Genomic DNA, 18,734 nt, shown 5'->3' on the forward strand with positions numbered 1-18,734 from the left:
CCCGGCATCACTGCCCAGGGTGGCATGGTCGGGATGATAATGGATTTACCGGGTGACGTGCAGGCACGTCTGACTGGCGGCTGGTGGCCCAGGGCCGGTGATAATGGCGGCCCTCTCCGGCTATAAAGCAGGTCAGCGCCAATCCCTTGCGGCCTGCTGCGCTGAGCGTAAGGGCACCGGCAACGCCAGGGTGGTGGTGGTGCCGGGCGGCCTCGCGGACATGATTGAGCCGGGCCTGCTCACGGGTGACGGGATAGACCACCGTCAAAGGCGGCGGTGCAGCACCGTCGCCATCGGCCGCGGAGAAATACCCTTCCGGCGCCACGATGGCGGCCCATGGCGCGCCGGCCTGCTCTCCGGCCGGCTCCTCCCGGGCGGTGAGCAGCGCGCGCCGGTCCCCGAGGGTGATCTGCAGATCACAGCCCTGCCCTGCCGGGGCCAGCACCACGCCGGGCATGTCTGGCACGGGGGTGTCACACGTGGTGATGGTTTCGGCCCCGGGGAAGTGCTGCTGCAAGGTGGACAGCCCGCCGGTCCAGGCACCGCCCTCCCCGCCCGGGACCAGGTATCGGGGTGAAAGCCCCTGGGTCTCCAACCAGGGGATCAGGGTACGCTCCGCCACAACTGTCCGCGGCCCCAGGCGCGCCCCCGTGCCGTAGACCAGCGCCTGATCACCGACGGTGACCACACTCACCAGCCCCTGTCCGGCATCCAGAATGGTGACTTGAGGGTCGTCCACCACTTGGGGCGTCACCGGCGTGGCGAGGACCGGCAAGGCCAGCAGCGGCACGCCGAGCCAGCGCCCCGGCCAACCCCGGGGCAGCAATAGTAACGCCGCCCCGAGGCCGGCCACCCACAGCCCAGTCGCAGCTATTGCCGACGCGCCCAACTGGCCGTGGTCTGCCATCCAGACCAGCACGCCCATCAATCCATCCAGCACCCCGTGGCTCCAGCTAAGCAGTAACCCGGCCAGCCAGGGTGCCGGCCAAAGCAGCGGCAGGCTGAGCAGCAACGGGGGGACCACCAGCATGGCGACCACGGGGATCGCCAGCATGTTCGCCGGCGCGGAGACCAGGGGCAGTTCCCCGAACCAGACGCCGATCACGGGCAGGATGGCCAGACTGATCAGGGCGTGCATGCGCAGCGCGCCCAGCCAGCCTGCCGTGCGCCCCCGCTGGGCGACGAGAACGAGAATGATCGCCACAGCCCCGAAAGAGAGCCAGAACCCGGGGCCCAGCGGCGCCAGCGGGTCCAGCGCCAGCACCGCAGCCAGTGCGATCAGCAGTGCATGCCAGGACCCCGGCCGGCGCCTGAGCCAGAGCGCACCCAAGCCTACGCACAACATGATCAGTGCGCGCCGCGTGGGCAGCGTGAAGCCCGCCAGAGCGGCGTAGCTGGTTGCCAGCAGCGATGCCACCACCGCACCGGCCAGTCGCGCCGGAATCCGGGCAGTGAGCCCAGGCACAGCGCACCAGGCCAGGCCGCCCAGCAGGAAGCCGAACCCGGCCACCAGCCCGATATGCAGGCCGGAGATGGCCAGCAGGTGGCCGGTCCCGGTGGCACTGACTACCTCCCACTGTCGGGTGGTCATGTCCGAGCGGTCGGCGACCGCCAGGGCGGGAAGCAACGCCGCCGTTTCATCCCCGGGCAGCTGGGCACGGACGCGCTCTGCGACTTGCTCCCGCCAGGCGTGCAACCCCTGCCCCGACTGCAACCGCGCCGGGGGCGGCGCGTCCCGCACGTACCCCGTGGCGTCCAGCCGCTGCTGGTGGAGCCAACGCTCGAAATCAAAGCCTCCGGGGTTGAGGGTGCCACCGGGTGGCCGCAGTCGGACGGTCAACTGCCAACGCTCCCCTGCCCCGGGCGGCTTGGCGAGGCCGTAACCACTTAGACGGATACGTCGGGGGAGCGGCCCCTCCAGCGGCTGGCCGGAGAGGTCCTCGGCCGTGTCGGGCGCCAGGAGGAAGCGCGTCCGGTGGCCGTGGTGCTCCGGCAGTCCCACCACCCTGCCGGTGATCACCAGGTCCTCCCCGTCCAGGGCGACAGGGAGGCGATGGTCCAGGCCGATCTGGGCGTGCAAACCCGCCCAGCACACGCCGAGGGCGATACCGCCCAGCAGCCGGGCCACGGGGTTGGCCAACAGTAACAGGCCCGAACCCAGTGCGATCCCGATCCACCAGGGCCAGTCGGGCAGACTGCTGGCGTGTTGCCATCCGATAATGCCGAGCGCAAAGCCCGGCAAGCCGGCATGCATGGCTGATCCTCCCTGATCAGTGCCGGAGATGAAAAACAGGGCCAGACTACGTAAGATCTGGGCGCCTGTCACCGGACAGGTTCGAACTGCTCCAAAGACTCCATTCGGTGGAAACGTGCTATGCCCCGGCGCCTATTGAAACGTTGGCTACCCGACAAGCGGGTGCTGCAGGAGAATCGCTGGCTGCGGGTCTTCGGGCGCCTGCTGGAGGACCCGTTTCTGCTGCACCTGAACCGGCGCTCGATCTCCGGCGGCCTGGGGGTGGGGGTGTTCGTCGCCTTCATGCCCATCCCGATGCAGATGATTCTGGCGGGGGGCATTGCGATCGTGACCCGCGTGAACATCCTGATCGCGGTGGCCACCGTCTGGATCAGCAACCCGGTGACCATGCCGCCGATGCTCTACTTCTGCTACCGGGTCGGGGCCGCGATCCTCGGCAGCCGCGAGGAGCGCGCGCCGTTCGAACTCCGGCTGGAGTGGTTCTGGGCGAATATGGCCACCGTCTGGCAGCCGCTGCTGCTGGGCAGTGTCCTGGTCGGTGCCATCGCCGGGCTGGCCAGTTATGGGCTAGTCCACCTGCTCTGGCGGGTATACGTCTACCGGCACCTGCGCGACCGCCGGATCCGACGGGAGCGGGCGTTGCAAGTGGGCAAACCGTCGGGAAAGGGATCGGCGGCTGGCAGGCGCCGGCCCTGACCCCCCCCAGCACTGCCAGTGCCCCCAAGCCACCGCGGCGCGCTACCGCTCGTCCACAAACCGGCCGTCGACCAGCTCGAGGGTTCGGTCCATGCGGCGGGCGAGCGCCGCATCATGGGTCACCATCACCAGGCTGGTGCCCTGTTCCTCGTTCAACTCGCTTAACAGCTCAAAGATCCGCTCCGCGGTATAGCTGTCCAGATTCCCCGTGGGTTCATCCGCCAGGATGCAGCGCGGTCGCGTGACCAGCGCGCGGGCGATGGCCACCCGCTGACGCTCGCCGCCAGAGAGCTCACCGGGCTTGTGCCGGACGCGGTCGGCGAGCCCCACCCTTTCCAGGATGCCGGCGGCCTGTTCCCGCGCCTCGGCGGGCTTCAGGCCACCGATCAGCCCAGGCATGGCCACGTTCTCCAGTGCAGTGAACTCCGGTAACAGGTGGTGGAACTGGTAGACGAAACCGAGATTACGGTTGCGCAACTGGCCCCGTTTGCGCTCGGACAGGCCAGCCAGGGCCTGCCCGGCGAGCCAGACCTGGCCTTCGGTGGGCTTGTCCAGCCCCCCCAGCAGGTGCAACAGGGTGCTTTTCCCGGAGCCGGACCGGCCAACGATGGCCAGCTGTTCGCTCGGATAGACCGCCAGGTCGATGCCACGAAGCACATGGACATCCAGCGGCCCTTCCTGGAAGCGCATGTGCAGCCCCTCGCAGGCCAGGACCTGCTCGCGGGTGTCGGTGCTTTCGTGCTGTGCCGCGGTGACGTCACCGTTACTCATAGCGCAGTGCCTCCGCCGGTGCCGTACGCGCCCCCCGCCAGGCGGGATAGAGCGTTGCGAGGAAGGACAGGAAGAATGCCAGTCCGGTAATCCGCCCCACATCGCCCCAGTCCAGATCGGAGGGCAGGTCACTGATGTAGTAGACATCCGCGGGCAGGAACTCCACCTGCAGGGCCTGCTCGATCGCCGGCACGATGTTCTCCACGTTCAGGGCAAGTGCGACGCCGCCCGCGACCCCCAGCGCGGTGCCGATCACCCCGATAATCGTGCCCTGGATGATGAATACGCCCATCACGCTCCCGGGGCTGAGCCCCAGGGTGCGGAGGATGGCGATGTCCGCCTGCTTGTCGCGCACCACCATGACCAGCGTGGAGACGATATTGAATGCGGCCACCGCCACGATCAGCGTCAGGATGACGAACATCACCGTCTTCTCGGTCTGCACCGCGCGGAAGAAGTTTTCGTGGTGCCGGGTCCAGTCGCGCACGCTATAGACGCCAGGGAGTACGTCCGCCACCTCGTTGGCCAGTCGCGGGGCGGCCAACAGCTCGTCGAACTTCAGGCGGATACCGCTGGCACCCTCCCCGGCCCGGAACAGCCGTGCGGCGTCCTCCATGTGTACCAGGGCGATGCCCTTGTCGTACTGGTACATGCCGACCTCGAACAGCCCGACCACGGTGAAACGCCGCATGCGCGGCGTAATGCCCGCCACCGAGACCCGCGCCTCCGGTGCCACGATGGTCACCCGGTCGCCCTTGCGCACGCCCAGCGAGCGGGCCAGCTCCGACCCCAGGACAATGCCGAACTCACCGGGCGCCAGGTCGCCCAGGCTGCCGTCGATCAACTGATTGGCGACCTCAGAGACCTCCCCCTCGAGCTCGGGGTCCACCCCCTGCACCAACAGCCCGCTGACCTCGCCGCCGCGGGTGATCATGGCCTCGCCCTCCACAAATGGGGCGGCACCGAGCACGCGGGGGTGGGTCAGGGCCGCATCGCGCACCGACTGCCAGTCTTCCATGGGTTCACCCCATGAGGAGATAGTGGCGTGGGAGATCATACCCAGGATGCGCTCCCGCAGTTCCCGCTCGAAACCGTTCATGACCGACAGCACCACGATCAGCGCGGTGACGCCGAGCATGATGCCGATCATCGAACTCAGGGAGATGAAGGAGATGAAGTGGTTGCGGCGGCGGGCGCCGGTGTAGCGCAACCCGATCCAGCACTCCAGTGGTTTGAACATCAAGGCAGTCTCTTTGGCGTTCTCAGGGGCAGTGGACGGGCAGCGTGCGGGTCAGCTCGATACCCTCCGGGGTCGGCGTGCCCTGCAGGGCGTATGCGGCCATCCCGTCGGCCCGGGCTGCACGGAGGGCGCGACCGTAAGCCGGGTCAATCCGGTCGGCGGGCCGCACCTCGCGGGCATCAGTGCGCTGAACGCAGAATACCAGCGCCGTGCGTCGGCCCTCACGCGCCTCTGCGGCCAGCACCTCAAGGTGCCGGGTGCCGCGGGCGCTGACGGCGTCGGGAAACAGGGCAACACCGCCCTCCACGGCGGCGGTTACATTCTTGACCTCCACAAGGCAGTCCGGTTCACCATCCACGTGATCCATTAGCAGCAGGTCGGCCCGCATGGGCCGCTCCTGGACGCGCACCTCACGGCGCACCCGGCGGTACCCGGACAGTTCCGGCAGGCGCTGCGCCAGTACGGCCTCCTCCACCAGCGCGTTGGCGCGCCCGGTGTGCACGCCAACCACCACGCCGGGCGAAACCTCCACCAACTCCCAGGTGTGGGCGTATTTCCGCCGCGGATTGTTCGACCGGGACACCCAGACGCGGGCCCCGGGCTCGCAACAGCCCATCATGGACCCGGTGTTCGGGCAATGGGCCGTGATGCTCTCGCCATTGTCCAGGGTGATATCCGCGAGGAAACGCTTATACCGGCGATGGAGGGTGCCTGCCTGCAGTAACTCGTCAAACTTCATGATTTCTGTATTGTCCGGTGGGCTGTTGTGGTGCCGCGCTGGAGTGTACCCGTTTTACCGGGGGGTACGGGATGATATATTCGCCGAAACCTGTCAGGAAGGACCCTACCAGAATGAATCGCATTATCGGTGTTCTGGCCCTCAGCGGGCTGCTGATCATCCCCTCGGCGGGCTTCGCCGGCGAGCATGAGCGCGAGTTGACCTCCGGCACCATCCTGCTCATTGAAGCACTGGAGCAGGACCGAGAGTTCGAGGCGCAGCGTCCGAGCCGGGGGATGACGCGCGGCCAGGTGGAACAGCGCTTCGGGGAGCCCGAGAGCCGCCACGACCCGGTGGGGGATCCGCCCATCACCCGATGGGAGTACGAGGACTTTGTCGTCTACTTTGAGCACGACCACGTGATCCGCGCCGTGACGCGGCGCTGACCGCTACTGACCTGTCAGGACCTCCGTGATTCGACCGCTATCACCCTGGGCCCAGCGCCCCCGCCTGCCTGCAGAATGGGAGCGCCAGGCGGCCGTGCAGTTGACCTGGCCCCACGACACCGAAGGGCTTTGGGGAGACCACTTCCCCGCCGTGGAGGGGTGTTTCGTTGCCATGGCAACCGCTATCGCGGCCAACCAGCCCCTGCTGGTGGTCTGCCACGACGAAGCACTGCGCGACCGCGTGGACCGGCTGCTGGAGCGCGCCGGGGTGGCGGCGGACGTGCGCACCCTGGCGGTCGCCCCCTCCAACGATATCTGGGCCCGCGACCACGGGCCGATCACTATCCTGCAGGGCGACGGGCGGCCCCTGATTCAGGACTTTGCCTTCAACGGGTGGGGACAGCGTTTCCGCGCCGACCGGGACGATGTCATCACCCAGCATCTGGTCCAGCAGGGCTTGTTTGGCGATACCGCTTTCCGACGGGTGGAATGGGTGCTGGAGGGCGGCAGTATCGACACCGATGGCGCCGGCACCATTCTCACCACCGAGCGCTGCCTGCTCAACGACAATCGTAATCCCGGTGCGACCCGGGAACAGGTGGAGCAGCAGCTCTGCGCCCGGCTTGGCGCATCCCGCGTTTTCTGGCTGCGGCATGGCGCCCTGACCGGTGACGACACCGATAGCCACGTGGACATGCTGGCGCGGTTCACCGATCCGGAGACCATCACCTATACCGCCTGCCCCGATCCGGACGACGAAGACTACGCGGAACTGCAGGCCATGGAGCAGGAGCTCCGCCAGTTCCGGACCCTGCGCGGCACGCCCTACCGCCTGGTCCCGCTGCCCTGGCCCGGGATCAAGCGGGATGAAGAGGGGCAGCGGATGCCGGCCAGTTACGCCAATTTCCTGGTGATCAACGGCGCCGTCCTGGTCCCCCAGTATCAGGACCCTGCCGACGAGCAGGCCCTGGCGGTGCTCGGCGCCCTCTTCCCCGACCGGGAGATCATCGGCATCCCGGCCCTTCCCCTGATCCACCAGCACGGCAGTGTCCATTGCGCCACCATGCAACTGCCTGCCGGCGTACAATTGTCTGCGGACAACTGAACGCCCACCGCCCGGCCGGCTTTCCGGGCCCGGTGCGCTTACCCTGAGGAGATGACATGGATCCCCTGCGTGTGGCCCTGGTGCAGCACCGTTGTGGCCCTGACCCGGACGCAAACCTGACGCGGAGCCTGGCCGATATCGCCCATGCAGCTGAGCAGGGCGCCCAGCTGGTCTTGTTGCAGGAGCTCCACCGCGGGCGCTACTTCTGCCAGCAGGAGGACACCGCCCGCTTTGATGAAGCCGAGCCGGTACCGGGGCCGACCACCGAGTTGCTGGCTGCGGCTGCGCAGCGCCACGGTATCGTGATCGTCGGTTCGGTCTTCGAGCGGCGGGCGCCTGGGCTCTACCACAACACGGCAGTGGTTCTGGATAGCGACAGGGGCCTGGTCGGGGTCTACCGCAAGATGCACATCCCCGATGATCCGGGATACTACGAGAAGTTCTACTTCACGCCCGGTGACCTGGGTTTTGAGCCGGTGGATACCAGTGTCGGCCGCCTGGGGGTGCTGGTCTGCTGGGATCAGTGGTTCCCGGAGGCAGCGCGCCTGATGGCCCTGGCCGGTGCCGAGCTACTGCTCTACCCTACCGCGATAGGCTTCGAGCCGGATGATGACCCGGCGGAGCAGGCGCGCCAGCACCAGGCCTGGATGCTCGCGCAGCGCGGACACGCGGTGTGCAACGGCTTACCGGTGCTGGCCTGTAACCGGACCGGGTTTGAGCCCGATCCGGCGGCTGCGGGCCGGGGCATCCGGTTTTGGGGCAGCAGTTTCGTCTGCGGGCCTCAAGGCGAATTGCTGGGCCAGGCGCCCCGCGATGAAGAGGCGGTCCTGGTGGTCGATGTGGATTCCGCCCGAACCGAGGCCGTTCGCCGGATCTGGCCCTTCCTGCGTGACCGGCGCATCGATGCTTACGGCGAACTCACAAGAAGATTCAGGGACTAAGCAAATGATCTTGATCCTCTCTCCAGATGTTGACGCAAAGAGCACTGAATACCAGGAAATGCTCGACCACTTGGGCCAACTGCCCGGGGTCACGGCGCGGGTCCACCAGGTTCACGGGCGGGAGCAGACCCTGACCGAGGTCTACCTTATCGGCAACACCGCAGCACTGGACGAGGGGGACATGGCCGCACTGCCCTGCGTTGAGCGGGTGGTGCGCGTCTCCTCTGACTACCGCATTCTGGGTCGCCACAAAGACGACCGCAGAGCGGCGCACTTCACCTACAACGGCGTGGACTTCTCGCAGGACAGCCTGCACGTCTTCGCGGGGCTGTGCGCGGTGGATACGCCGGAGCACGTGGACATGGCCATGAAGGCGGTCGCGGACGCCGGGCTGACCTGTACCCGCATGGGCGCCTACAAGCCGCGCACCAACCCCTACGCCTTCCAGGGGCACGGCAAGGATTGCCTGCCTTGGGTGTTCGAATCGGCCGGCCACCATGGCATCAAGGTGGTCGCCATGGAGGTAACCCACGACCAGCACGTCGATGAGATCCACGAGGCGCTGGAGGCCGCCGGCCACCCCACCGGGGTGATGCTCCAGATCGGGACTCGGAACACGCAGAACTTCGAGTTGCTCAAGCACGTGGGCCGGCAGAAGGACTACCCGGTGTTGCTCAAGCGCGGGTTCGGGATCACGTTGGAGGAATCCCTCAACGCCGCCGAGTACCTGGCCAGCGAGGGGAACAGCCGGGTCATTTTCTGTCTGCGCGGCATGAAGACCCACTTGGGGGATCCGCACCGTAACTTTGTGGACTTTGCCCACGTGCCCGTGGTGAAGCGGCTGACCCGAATGCCGGTGTGCATCGATCCGTCCCACTCCGTGGGCTCCCGCGCGGGGTCGCCGGACGGGATCATGGACATGATGCACACCACGGCCCAGGGCGTGATCGCCGGCGCCAACATGATCCTGCTCGACATCCACCCCGCTCCCAACAAGGCTTTGGTCGACGGGCCCCAGGCCCTCCGGCTGGAGGAACTGCCCTGGTTCCTTGAAGACGTACGACTCGCCCGCGAGACCTATGAGCGGCGCCGTGACCTGGCCCGTGCCTTCCACGCGGAGCACAACAGCAAGCGGTAAACGGCGCAACGCCTGGACCCCCGGCCCGGTATACAGCCGCCGGCCGGGGGGCGTTCGCCTGTGTCATTCCACGGGCATTCCGGTTAAAATGCGCATCGCACTGAACCCGGCGCCGCCCTGAGCAATGATTGGGCGCGACCGGGGCGACTTGTCCGGCAACGCAGAGAGAGGCTGAATGGCAAAGGAAGATTCCATCAAGATGAATGGCACGGTCATTGAGACCCTGCCAAATACCATGTTTCGCGTGGAGCTGGAAAACGGCCACGTGGTCACGGCTCACATCTCCGGCAAGATGCGCAAGCACTACATCCGCATCCTGACCGGCGACAAGGTCACCGTGGAGCTGACGCCCTACGATCTGAGCAAGGGCCGCATCACCTACCGCGCCCGTTAAGGCCGGCTACGCGCACGGCCCGCGAGCGGTAAAACGGGCAGGCGCCTTTCTCAGGCGCCCGCCGCGTCAGCCTCCCTGACGTTGATCTTCAGCTCGCCATCCTCGACGCTGACCTCTACCTCGCCACCGTCGGCCAGTTCGCCAAAGAGCAACTTTTCGGCCAGCGGCTTCTTCACGTGCTGCTGAATAATGCGCGCCATCGGGCGGGCACCCATGCTCGGGTCGTAGCCCTTCTCGCCCAGCCACCGCCGCGCAGCCCCGTTCACCATCAGGGTCACCCGCTTTTCGGCCAGCTGCACCGAGAGTTCGCGGACGAACTTGTCCACCACCCGCTGCACGTTCTCCTCGTCCAACGGGTTGAACTGCACCACCGCATCCAGGCGGTTGCGGAACTCCGGCGTGAACTGGCGTTTGATCGCCTCCATGCCGTCGGTGCTGTGATCCTGCGGCATGAAGCCAATGGAGCGCCGGCTCATCATCTCAGCACCGGCGTTGGTGGTCATGATCAGGATGATGTTGCGGAAGTCCGCCTCACGCCCGTTGTTGTCGGTGAGCGTGCCATGGTCCATCACCTGCAGCAGCAGGTTGAAGACATCCGGGTGCGCTTTCTCGAGCTCATCGAGCAGCACCACCGAGTGCGGGTGCTTGATCACCTCCTCGGTGAGCAGTCCCCCCTGGTCGTAGCCGACGTAGCCCGGAGGCGCGCCGATGAGCCGCGAGACCGTGTGCCGCTCCATGTACTCGGACATGTCGAAGCGAATAAGCTTGACGCCCAACAGCTCGGCCAGGCGGCGCGATACCTCCGTCTTGCCCACGCCGGTGGGGCCGGAGAAAAGAAAGCAGCCCACGGGCTTCTCCGGCTGCCCCAGGCCCGCCCGGGACAGCTTGATGGTGGAGGCCAGCGTATCGATGGCCTCGTCCTGCCCGAAGATCAGCCCTTTCAGATCGCCCTCCAGGTTCTCCAGCACCTGCATGTCGGTGGAGGAGACCCGCTTGGAGGGGATGCGGGCGATCTTGGCGACGATGCTTTCAATATCCTGCACGCCGACCGTCTTGCGCCGACGGGACTTCGGCCGCAGCCGCAGCCGCGCGCCCGCCTCGTCGATCACGTCGATGGCCTTGTCCGGTAGCCGCCGGTCGTTGATGTAGCGGGCCGACAACTCCGCGGCCGCATTGAGCGCCGGTTCGGTGAAACGTACGCCGTGGTGGGCCTCGAAGCGGCTCTTCAGCCCCTTGAGGATCTGCACCGTTTCGTTGACGCTGGGCTCGCCCACGTCGATCTTCTGGAACCGGCGCGCCAGCGCCCGGTCCTTCTCGAAAATGCCGCGGTACTCCTGGTAGGTGGTGGAGCCGATGCATTTCAGCTCGCCACTGGCCAGCATGGGCTTGATCAGGTTGGAGGCGTCCATCACCCCGCCCGAGGCCGAACCGGCACCGATAATGGTGTGGATCTCGTCGATGAAGAGCACCGAGTTCCGATCCTTGCGAAGCTGCTGCAGCAAGGCCTTGAGCCGCTTCTCGAAGTCACCGCGGTACTTGGTGCCCGCCACCAGTGCGCCCAGGTCCAGGGCATAGATGGTGGCATCGGCCAGTACCTCGGGGACTTCGCCGTCCTCGATCAGCTTGGCCAGACCCTCGGCAATCGCCGTCTTGCCGACCCCGGCCTCGCCCACGTACAGCGGGTTGTTCTTGCGCCGGCGGCACAGCACCTGGATGGTGCGCTCCACCTCGTGGGCGCGGCCGATCAGCGGGTCGATCTGGCGCTTGCGCGCCTTGGCGTTGAGGTTGGTCGCGTACTGGTCCAGCGGGGAACTACCCTGCTGCGGCTCGCCGTCTTCCTCGACGCTCGGAGCGCTGCTCGGATCCTCGGCCTCCTCGCTCTCAGGGGAGACGTTGGAGGTCCCGTGGGACAGGTAGTTGACCACGTCCAGGCGGGAGACGTTTTGCCGGTGCAGGAAATAGACCGCCTGGGACTCCTGCTCGCTGAAAATGGCCACCAGCACGTTAGCCCCGGTCACCTCGCGCTTGCCGGAGGACTGCACGTGGAGAATCGCTCGCTGCAGCACCCGCTGGAAGCCGAGCGTCGGCTGTGTCTCGCGGGTGTCGTTGGCGGGCAGCAACGGCGTGGTCTCGGCCAGGAACCCCTCCAAGTCGCGCCGCAGCTTCTCCAGCTTGACGCCGCACCCTTTGAGTACGGCTACCGCGGCGGGGTTGTCGGTGAGGGCCAGCAGCAGGTGCTCCACGGTGAGAAACTCGTGGCGTTTCTCCCTGGCATCCTTGAATGCCATGTTCAGCGTGAACTCCAGCTCTTTACTCAGCATGCCCTGGTCCTCAATGGTCTGACGCCCCGGTTACGTCTGATGAATCAGACCGGGAGGGAGCGGGCCGGGTTCCCCGGCTGGGCTACTCCCTTTCGCTCTATAGTAGCGTAACTGGGTCCTCCTGGCGGCGGATTCAAGGCCGACCCAGCGCTCAAGCCTCCTTCAGCGTACACATCAGCGGGTGTTCGTGCTGGCGGGACCAGTCATTCACCTGATTGACTTTAGTCTCCGCCACGTCGCGGCTGAAGACGCCGCAGACACCCTCGCCCCGGGTGTGGACGTGCAGCATCACCTGGGTGGCGCGGGCGCGATCCATGTAGAAAAAGCGCTCCAGAACCTCAACGACGAAGTCCATCGGGGTGTAATCGTCGTTCAGTATGATGACCTTGTAGAGCGGCGGCTTCTTGACCTCCGGGGGCGCCTCTTGCACCTGGGGGCCCTGCTCCTGCCAGTCTCCTGCCTTGTCACTCATGGTCGCTCTGCGCCCTGCTTGATTCAGGTGGGTTTCTTGCCCCTATTTTAGGCCGAAGCGCTCCTCCGGCCAATGGCGCATGGCGGGCCGTGGTCAATTGGCCACGGGGGAGCGACTGATTGACAACCTGTGTGGCCAATACGACCATTGGCATCGTCAATAGTTTGATACTGTGCAGATGGACGGATCGTGGCTGGCGGCGGAAGACTTTACTACAAACACAACCGGCTCAAGCAGTTACGGGCCTTTTGTCATGCGGCACAGGAGGGCAGCATTTCGCGCGCGGCCCAGCGCCTGGAGCTGAGCCAGCCTTCCGTGTCACTGCAGATCCAGGCCCTGGAGCGGGAGCTGGGGATCACACTGTTCGAGCGCCGCGGGCCTCGCATCCGCCTGACCCCGGACGGTGAAACCCTCTACGAATTGGCCCAGCCCCTGGTTGAAGGGGTGGACGGCCTGCCCGAGCGCTTCGCGGCCCGCCATGAGCGGCTGCAGACCGGCCGGTTGGACATTGCCGCAGGGGAATCCACCACCCTGTACATCCTCCCCGATCTGCTCAAGCAGTTCATGGCCCGGTATCCGGGGGTGCACGTCAAACTGCACAACCTGATCGGACGGGACATGATCGCTGCCCTGCAGCACGATGAGGTGGACCTGGCGGTGGGCTCCACGCTCGACCTGCCCGAGGACCTGAGCTACCGCGCCATATACACCTACGACCTCCGGCTGATCCTGCCGCTGGGGCATCCGCTGGCCGAGAAGCCGGCGCTGACGCTTGAGGATCTGGCCTCGGGCGAGCTGATCCTCCCGCCCCGCCACCTCACCACCTGGCGGTTGGTGAACCTGGTCTTCCAGCAGAACAACATCCCCTACGAGGTGCGCCTGGAGGTGGGCGGCTGGGAGATCATCAAGCGCTACGTGGAGCTGGGTTTCGGGATCGGTATTGCCAGCAGCATCTGCCTCAGCGGCGAGGAAAAGCTGCATGTCCGCCCCCTGCCGGACTGCTTCCCGCAGCGGACCTACGGGGTGATGCTCCGTCGCGGACGCTATCTCTCCCCGCAGGCCAAGCGCTTTCTGGAGGTCATGGCGCCCGATATCTTCTCGGGGGAGGCCGATCTTGACGGCCAGCGGCGGCAACACGGTGCCAGCGAGTCGGTGTTTGTCCCCCGGGCCAACGCTGATCCGCAGGACTGAGGGGCTGAGCATGGTCTGGAAACCCCATGTCACCGTGGCGGCCGTGGTCGAGGACCGGGGCCGCTTCCTGATGGTAGAAGAGCGCCCGGACGGTGATGCCCTGGTCTACAACCAGCCCGCCGGGCACCTGGATCCCAACGAAAGCCTGCTGCACGCCGTGGTGCGGGAGACGCGCGAGGAGACGGGCTGGGGGTTTGAGCCCGAGGCCGTCGTGGGCGTCTACCTATGGCAGCCCCGGGCGGAGGACGCCGAGCGCAGCTTCCTCCGGGTCGCCTTCTCGGGGCGGCTGACCGACCACGACCCCGACCAGCCCCTAGACGAGGAGATCGTCCGCGCGGCCTGGCACACCCCGGAGACCCTGAACCGTGCCGGTGGCCAACTGCGTAGCCCCCTGGTGATGCAGTGCATCTGGGACTACCAGGCCGACCGCCGCTACCCGCTGGAGTTGCTCAGCCACCTGCTGCCCCCGGGGTGCCCGTGATAAACTTTCCCTTTTTAGGGGGTTACGGGTGATTGATGGCCGCAGTTGAAAAGGTACTGGTGGGGCTATCCGGTGGCGTTGACTCGGCGGTGGCGGCGCTGCGCCTGCTCGAGGCGGGCTACGCCGTCGAGGGTCTGTTCATGAAGAACTGGGAGGACGACGACACCCTCACCTACTGCGCAGCCGAGGAGGACCTGGCCGATGCCCAGGCGGTGGCCGAGCACCTGGGCATCCCGTTGCACCGGGCAAACTTCGCGGCCAGTTACCGGGAGCAGGTCTTCGAGGTCTGCCTGCGGGAGTACCGGGCGGGCCGGACCCCGAACCCCGATATTCTCTGCAACCAGCGCATCAAATTCCGGGCCTTTCTTGAACACGCCCTGGCGCTGGGGGCGGACAAAGTGGCTACCGGCCACTACGCCGGTGTTGGTGAACGCGATGGCCGGTACACGCTGCTCCGCGGGCTGGATAGCAACAAGGACCAGAGCTACTTCCTCTACACTCTGGGGCAGGCGCAGCTCCGATACAGCCTTTTCCCCTTGAGCGAACTGCCCAAGCCCGAGGTCCGCAAGTTGGCCGAGGCTGCGGGCCTGCCCAACTTCGATCGCAAGGACAGCACCGGCATCTGTTTTATCGGCGAGCGCGATTTCCGGGCCTTTCTCAGCCGCTACATCCAGCGGGAACCCGGGCCGATGAAAACGCCCGAGGGCGAGGTGGTGGGAGAGCACCAGGGGCTTGCCTTTTACACCCTGGGCCAGCGCCGCGGGCTGGGGCTTGGCGGGTTCCGCCACCATGGCGAGGGGGCCTGGTACGTCGCCGACAAGGACATGGCGGGCAACGCCCTTATCGTCGTCCAGGGCCATGACCATCCGCGGCTGCAGTCCACCGGGCTGACCGCGGATGAGCTGACCTGGGTCGCCGGGGAACGCCCTGCCCTGCCCCTGAGGTGCACCGTCAAGACGCGCTACCGTCAGACCGATCAGCCCTGTACCCTTGCGACTGGACCCACTGCCAGCAGCGTCACCGTCATCTTCGATGCCCCGCAAAGGGCGGTGACCCCCGGTCAGTCCGTGGTCTTCTATGACGGCCGCGAGTGCCTGGGCGGCGGCATCATCCAGACACGTACCCCCGTGGAATAAAGGACAAGCACCACCGATGCAGGATCGATTCGAGGCACAGGCACTCGCCCTGGCGGCCGCCATGCAGGCCCTGGGGCTGGTGCGGGAGCTGGCAACCCACGGCCGCCTTGACGAGGAGCAGGCCGCCCCATTGATGGGCAGCCTCACTCAGGCCTATAACGGCGACCTGGCTGGACTTTACGGTGGGGTGGCCCCGCTGGCGCCGGGGCTGAGGCGCCTGATCACCCAGCTCACGAACCCGGAAAACATGGAGTCCACCCGATACCTGGCGGGCGTCATGCACCTGGAGAAAAAACTCTCCAAGAACAAGGCGATGCTGGGCGCACTGGGTGAGGGGCTGGACGCCGCCCGCCGGCAGGCCGATTACTTCCACCCCCTGCACGAGAATGTCCTGCGGAACCTTGGGGCGCTGTATGGCGATACCATCAGCCAGCTCGGCCCGCGCATCATGGTCCGCGGCGACCCGGGCCACCTGCAGGACGAGCGCATTGCGGCCAGCATCCGTGCCATGTTGCTGGCCGCAATCCGTGCTGCCAGCCTCTGGCGCGAGAACGGCGGGGGCAAGCTGTCACTCATCCTGCGGCGCCAGCGCGTCACCCAGGCGGCCCAGGCCCTGCTGGACCGGGTCAACTGAACCGGCAGCGCGCCAAATCGAACAAGCTGAATAACAAAAACCCCCGGGATCGGCCGATCCCGGGGGTTTTTGTTTACCCGCAACCTGGTAACCAGGCCCGGGTAATGCCGGTGGACGGCCCGCGGAGGACCGCCCATGCTCCGGCAGCGACCGATCAGGCCGCGGAGAGCTTCTCCGCCGCCTTGCGGGCCGCCTCACGGTACTCTTCGATCCGATCGAAGTTCATGTACCGGTAGATCTCACCAGCCATGGTGTTCAGCTCACCGGCATACTCCAGGTACTCGTCCGGAGTCGGCAGGTTGCCCTTGATGGCCACCACCGCGGCCAGCTCCGCAGACGCCAGGAACACGTCGGCACCGTCACCCAGACGGTTGGGGAAGTTCCGGGTGGAGGTGGACACCACGGTGCTGTTGGGCGCCACACGGGCCTGGTTGCCCATGCAGAGCGAGCAACCTGGCATCTCGGTGCGGGCACCGGCCTTGCCGTAGATGCTGTAGTAGCCCTCTTCGGTGAGCTGCGCCTGGTCCATCCGGGTGGGCGGCGACAGCCACAGGCGGGTCGGCAGGTTGCCCTGGAACTTCTCCAGCAGCTTGCCGGCGGCCCGGAAGTGGCCAATGTTGGTCATGCAGGAGCCGATGAACACCTCGTCGATGTCCCGGCCGGCCACGTCGGAGAGCAGGCGCGCGTCGTCGGGGTCATTGGGAGCGCAGAGGATGGGCTCCTTGATCTGATCCAGATCGATCTCGATGACGTGGGCGTACTCCGCGTCCTTGTCGGCGCGCATCAGGCTCGGGTTCTCCAGCCAGTCCTCCATGGCGCGGGCCCGGCGCTCGAGGGTCCGCTCGTCGCCGTAACCGTTCTCGATCATCCAGCGCAGCATGGTGATGTTGGAGCGCAGGTACTCCGCCACCGAGTCCTCGGACAGGGTGATGGTGCAGCCGGCGGCGGAACGCTCGGCGGAGGCGTCGGAGAGCTCGAAGGCCTGCTCCACGGTCAGGTCTTCCAGACCCTCGATCTCCAGGATGCGGCCGGAGAAGCAGTTCTTCTTGCCCTTCTTCTCCACGGTGAGCAGCCCGTCCTGAATGGCTTGGTACGGAATGGCGTGTACCAGATCACGCAGAGTGACGCCCGGCTGCCGGGTGCCCTTGAAGCGCACCAGCACCGACTCGGGCATGTCCAGCGGCATGACGCCGGTGGCGGCGGCGAAGGCCACCAGGCCGGAGCCCGCCGGGAAGGAGATACCCATGGGGAAGCGGGTGTGGCTGTCGCCGCCGGTACCCACGGTGTCGGGCAGCAGCATGCGGTTCAGCCAGGAGTGGATGATGCCGTCACCCGGACGCAGGGAGACGCCGCCGCGGGTCATGATGAAGTCCGGCAGGGTGTGGTGGGTGTTCACGTCCACCGGCTTCGGGTAGGCGGCGGTGTGGCAGAAGGACTGCATCACCAGGTCGGCCTGGAAGCCCAGGCAGGCCAGGTCCTTCAGCTCGTCCCGGGTCATCGGGCCGGTGGTGTCCTGGGAGCCCACGGTGGTCATCTTGGGCTCGCAGTAGGTGCCGGGGCGCACGCCCTCGACACCGCAGGCCTTGCCCACCATCTTCTGGGCCAGGCTGAAGCCCTTGCCGGAGTCGGTCGGGGCCTGCGGACGGCGGAAGACGTCGGAGGCCTCGAGGCCCAGGCTCTCGCGGGCCTTGTCGGTGAGGCCGCGGCCGACGATCAGCGGGATACGGCCACCGGCACGCACCTCGTCGAGCAGCACCGGGGAGCGCAGCTCGAAGGTGCTCAGCACCTCGTCGGTGCCGTGCTTGCAGACCTTGCCCTCGTAGGGGTAGATGTCGATGACATCGCCGGTCTCGAACTTCTCTACGTCCATCTCGATAGGCAGCGCACCGGAGTCTTCCATGGTGTTGAAGAAGATGGGCGCGATCTTGCCGCCGATGCAGACGCCGCCGGCGCGCTTGTTCGGGACGTAGGGGATGTCGTCGCCGATGTACCAGAGCACGGAGTTGGTGGCGGACTTGCGGGAGGAGCCGGTACCCACCACGTCGCCGACCAGGGCGACCGGGTGACCCTTCTCCTTCAGCTCGTTGATCTGCTCCTCGGCGTTGGTGACGCCCTCGCGGGGCATCTTGTACATGGCCTTGGCGTGCAGGGGGATGTCCGGGCGGCTCCATGCGTCGGGGGCCGGGGACAGATCATCGGTGTTGGTCTCGCCGGGCACCTTGTAGACGGTGACGGTCATCTTCTCGGGCACGTCCGGCTTGGCCAGGAACCACTCGGCGTCGGCCCAGCTCTGTACCACGGCCTTGGCGTGCTCGTTACCCGCCTTGGCCTTCTCTTCCACGTCGTGGAAGGCGTCGAACATCAGCAGGGTGTGCTTCAGCTTCTCAGCCGCCACCGGGGCCAGCTCGGCGTCGTCCAGCAGGTCCACCAGGGTGGCGATGTTATAGCCGCCCTGCATGGTGCCCAGCAGCTCCACCGCGTGCTTGCGGTCGATCAGCGGGCATTCGGTCTCGCCCTTCGCCACGTCGGACAGGAACGCGGCCTTCACGTAGGCGGCCTCGTCCACGCCCGGGGGCACACGGTAGGTAATGAGATCAAGTAGGGTCTGCTCCTCGCCGGCCGGCGGGTTTTTCAGCAGCTCGACCAGTTGGGCGGTCATCTCCGCATCCAGGGGCTTGGGCGGCACGCCCTCGGCGGCACGCTCCTCTACATGCTTACGGTAGGCTTCAAGCACTTGTGTTCACCCTCGCTGTTGATGTTCCGACAGGTCGCCGGGCGACGACCCCTACGGGAACT

At 66.5% G+C, this 18,734-nt stretch carries 17 protein-coding genes; 10 read left to right on the forward strand and 7 right to left on the reverse strand.

The features are described 5' to 3' along the window. Positions 1-7: 7 nt before the first annotated feature. Positions 8-2,254 carry a ComEC/Rec2 family competence protein gene (locus DFR31_RS01425; protein WP_121440881.1) on the reverse strand — a complete coding sequence of 749 codons (2,247 nt, stop codon included), beginning with the start codon at positions 2,252-2,254 and terminating at the stop codon, positions 8-10. A 120-nt stretch (positions 2,255-2,374) separates the two neighbouring features. Between DFR31_RS01425 and DFR31_RS01430 the strand changes: the two genes are divergently transcribed. Then, positions 2,375-2,950: a DUF2062 domain-containing protein gene (locus DFR31_RS01430; protein WP_121440882.1), complete on the forward strand. Its 576-nt coding sequence runs from the start codon at positions 2,375-2,377 to the stop codon at positions 2,948-2,950. Between the two features lie 42 nt (positions 2,951-2,992). Here the strand turns inward: DFR31_RS01430 and lolD are convergent, their stop codons facing one another. Genes lolD through sfsA form a run of 3 tightly spaced genes read right to left on the reverse strand, consistent with a single transcriptional unit; the run spans position 2,993 to position 5,700 of the window. Further along, positions 2,993-3,721, reverse strand: coding sequence for a lipoprotein-releasing ABC transporter ATP-binding protein LolD (gene lolD, locus DFR31_RS01435; RefSeq protein ID WP_121440883.1), 729 nt, complete (start codon positions 3,719-3,721; stop codon positions 2,993-2,995). Further along, a complete protein-coding gene (locus DFR31_RS01440) occupies positions 3,714-4,961 on the reverse strand; it encodes a lipoprotein-releasing ABC transporter permease subunit (RefSeq protein WP_121440884.1) in 1,248 nt (415 codons plus the stop codon). Before DFR31_RS01440 ends, lolD begins: the two co-directional genes overlap by 8 nt. A gap of 22 nt (positions 4,962-4,983) precedes the next feature. Beyond that, complete coding sequence (sfsA, locus tag DFR31_RS01445) at positions 4,984-5,700, reverse strand: DNA/RNA nuclease SfsA (RefSeq protein WP_121440885.1); 717 nt, start codon at positions 5,698-5,700, stop codon at positions 4,984-4,986. A gap of 113 nt (positions 5,701-5,813) precedes the next feature. On the opposite strand from sfsA, the gene DFR31_RS01450 reads away from it, so the two are divergent. The 5 genes from DFR31_RS01450 to infA all read left to right on the forward strand — a co-directional run bounded on the left by DFR31_RS01450 (position 5,814) and on the right by infA (position 9,703). Beyond that, positions 5,814-6,125: a hypothetical protein gene (locus DFR31_RS01450; protein WP_121440886.1), complete on the forward strand. Its 312-nt coding sequence runs from the start codon at positions 5,814-5,816 to the stop codon at positions 6,123-6,125. Positions 6,126-6,150: 25 nt separating this feature from the next. Next, positions 6,151-7,230: an agmatine deiminase family protein gene (locus DFR31_RS01455; RefSeq protein WP_121440887.1), complete on the forward strand. Its 1,080-nt coding sequence runs from the start codon at positions 6,151-6,153 to the stop codon at positions 7,228-7,230. 65 nt (positions 7,231-7,295) lie between these two features. Further along, the gene (locus tag DFR31_RS01460) at positions 7,296-8,171 is read left to right on the forward strand and encodes a carbon-nitrogen hydrolase (RefSeq protein WP_147436960.1); all 876 of its coding nucleotides are present in this window, start codon (positions 7,296-7,298) and stop codon (positions 8,169-8,171) included. Between the two features lie 4 nt (positions 8,172-8,175). Further along, entirely contained in the window at positions 8,176-9,309 is a 1,134-nt protein-coding gene (locus tag DFR31_RS01465; RefSeq protein ID WP_121440889.1) for a 3-deoxy-7-phosphoheptulonate synthase, read from the forward strand. Between the two features lie 175 nt (positions 9,310-9,484). Beyond that, positions 9,485-9,703, forward strand: a complete 219-nt coding sequence (gene infA / locus DFR31_RS01470; RefSeq protein WP_121440890.1) for a translation initiation factor IF-1 — start codon at positions 9,485-9,487, stop codon at positions 9,701-9,703. A gap of 50 nt (positions 9,704-9,753) precedes the next feature. Here infA and clpA read toward each other — a convergent pair whose 3' ends face one another. Together clpA and clpS are read right to left on the reverse strand one after the other, a co-directional pair. After that, positions 9,754-12,024, reverse strand: coding sequence for an ATP-dependent Clp protease ATP-binding subunit ClpA (gene clpA, locus DFR31_RS01475; protein ID WP_121440891.1), 2,271 nt, complete (start codon positions 12,022-12,024; stop codon positions 9,754-9,756). Between the two features lie 151 nt (positions 12,025-12,175). Next, positions 12,176-12,496 (reverse strand): ATP-dependent Clp protease adapter ClpS, encoded by a 321-nt coding sequence (gene clpS / locus DFR31_RS01480; protein ID WP_121440892.1) that lies wholly within the window; start codon positions 12,494-12,496, stop codon positions 12,176-12,178. A 189-nt stretch (positions 12,497-12,685) separates the two neighbouring features. Here clpS and DFR31_RS01485 point away from each other — a divergent pair, with 189 nt between their 5' ends. Genes DFR31_RS01485 through hflD form a run of 4 tightly spaced genes read left to right on the forward strand, consistent with a single transcriptional unit; the run spans position 12,686 to position 15,938 of the window. Continuing rightward, positions 12,686-13,687: a LysR family transcriptional regulator gene (locus DFR31_RS01485; RefSeq protein ID WP_121440893.1), complete on the forward strand. Its 1,002-nt coding sequence runs from the start codon at positions 12,686-12,688 to the stop codon at positions 13,685-13,687. A 10-nt stretch (positions 13,688-13,697) separates the two neighbouring features. Further along, the gene (locus DFR31_RS01490; protein WP_121440894.1) at positions 13,698-14,168 is read left to right on the forward strand and encodes an NUDIX hydrolase; all 471 of its coding nucleotides are present in this window, start codon (positions 13,698-13,700) and stop codon (positions 14,166-14,168) included. 35 nt (positions 14,169-14,203) lie between these two features. After that, complete coding sequence (gene mnmA, locus DFR31_RS01495) at positions 14,204-15,304, forward strand: tRNA 2-thiouridine(34) synthase MnmA (protein WP_121440895.1); 1,101 nt, start codon at positions 14,204-14,206, stop codon at positions 15,302-15,304. A 16-nt stretch (positions 15,305-15,320) separates the two neighbouring features. Then, on the forward strand, positions 15,321-15,938 hold the full coding sequence (gene hflD / locus DFR31_RS01500; protein ID WP_121440896.1) for a high frequency lysogenization protein HflD: 618 nt from the start codon (positions 15,321-15,323) through the stop codon (positions 15,936-15,938). Between the two features lie 154 nt (positions 15,939-16,092). Here hflD and acnB read toward each other — a convergent pair whose 3' ends face one another. Then, positions 16,093-18,672, reverse strand: coding sequence for a bifunctional aconitate hydratase 2/2-methylisocitrate dehydratase (gene acnB / locus DFR31_RS01505; protein WP_121440897.1), 2,580 nt, complete (start codon positions 18,670-18,672; stop codon positions 16,093-16,095). Positions 18,673-18,734 lie beyond the last annotated feature (62 nt).

This window comes from Alkalispirillum mobile (genome assembly GCF_003664325.1).
Lineage (GTDB): Bacteria > Pseudomonadota > Gammaproteobacteria > Nitrococcales > Halorhodospiraceae > Alkalilimnicola > Alkalilimnicola mobilis.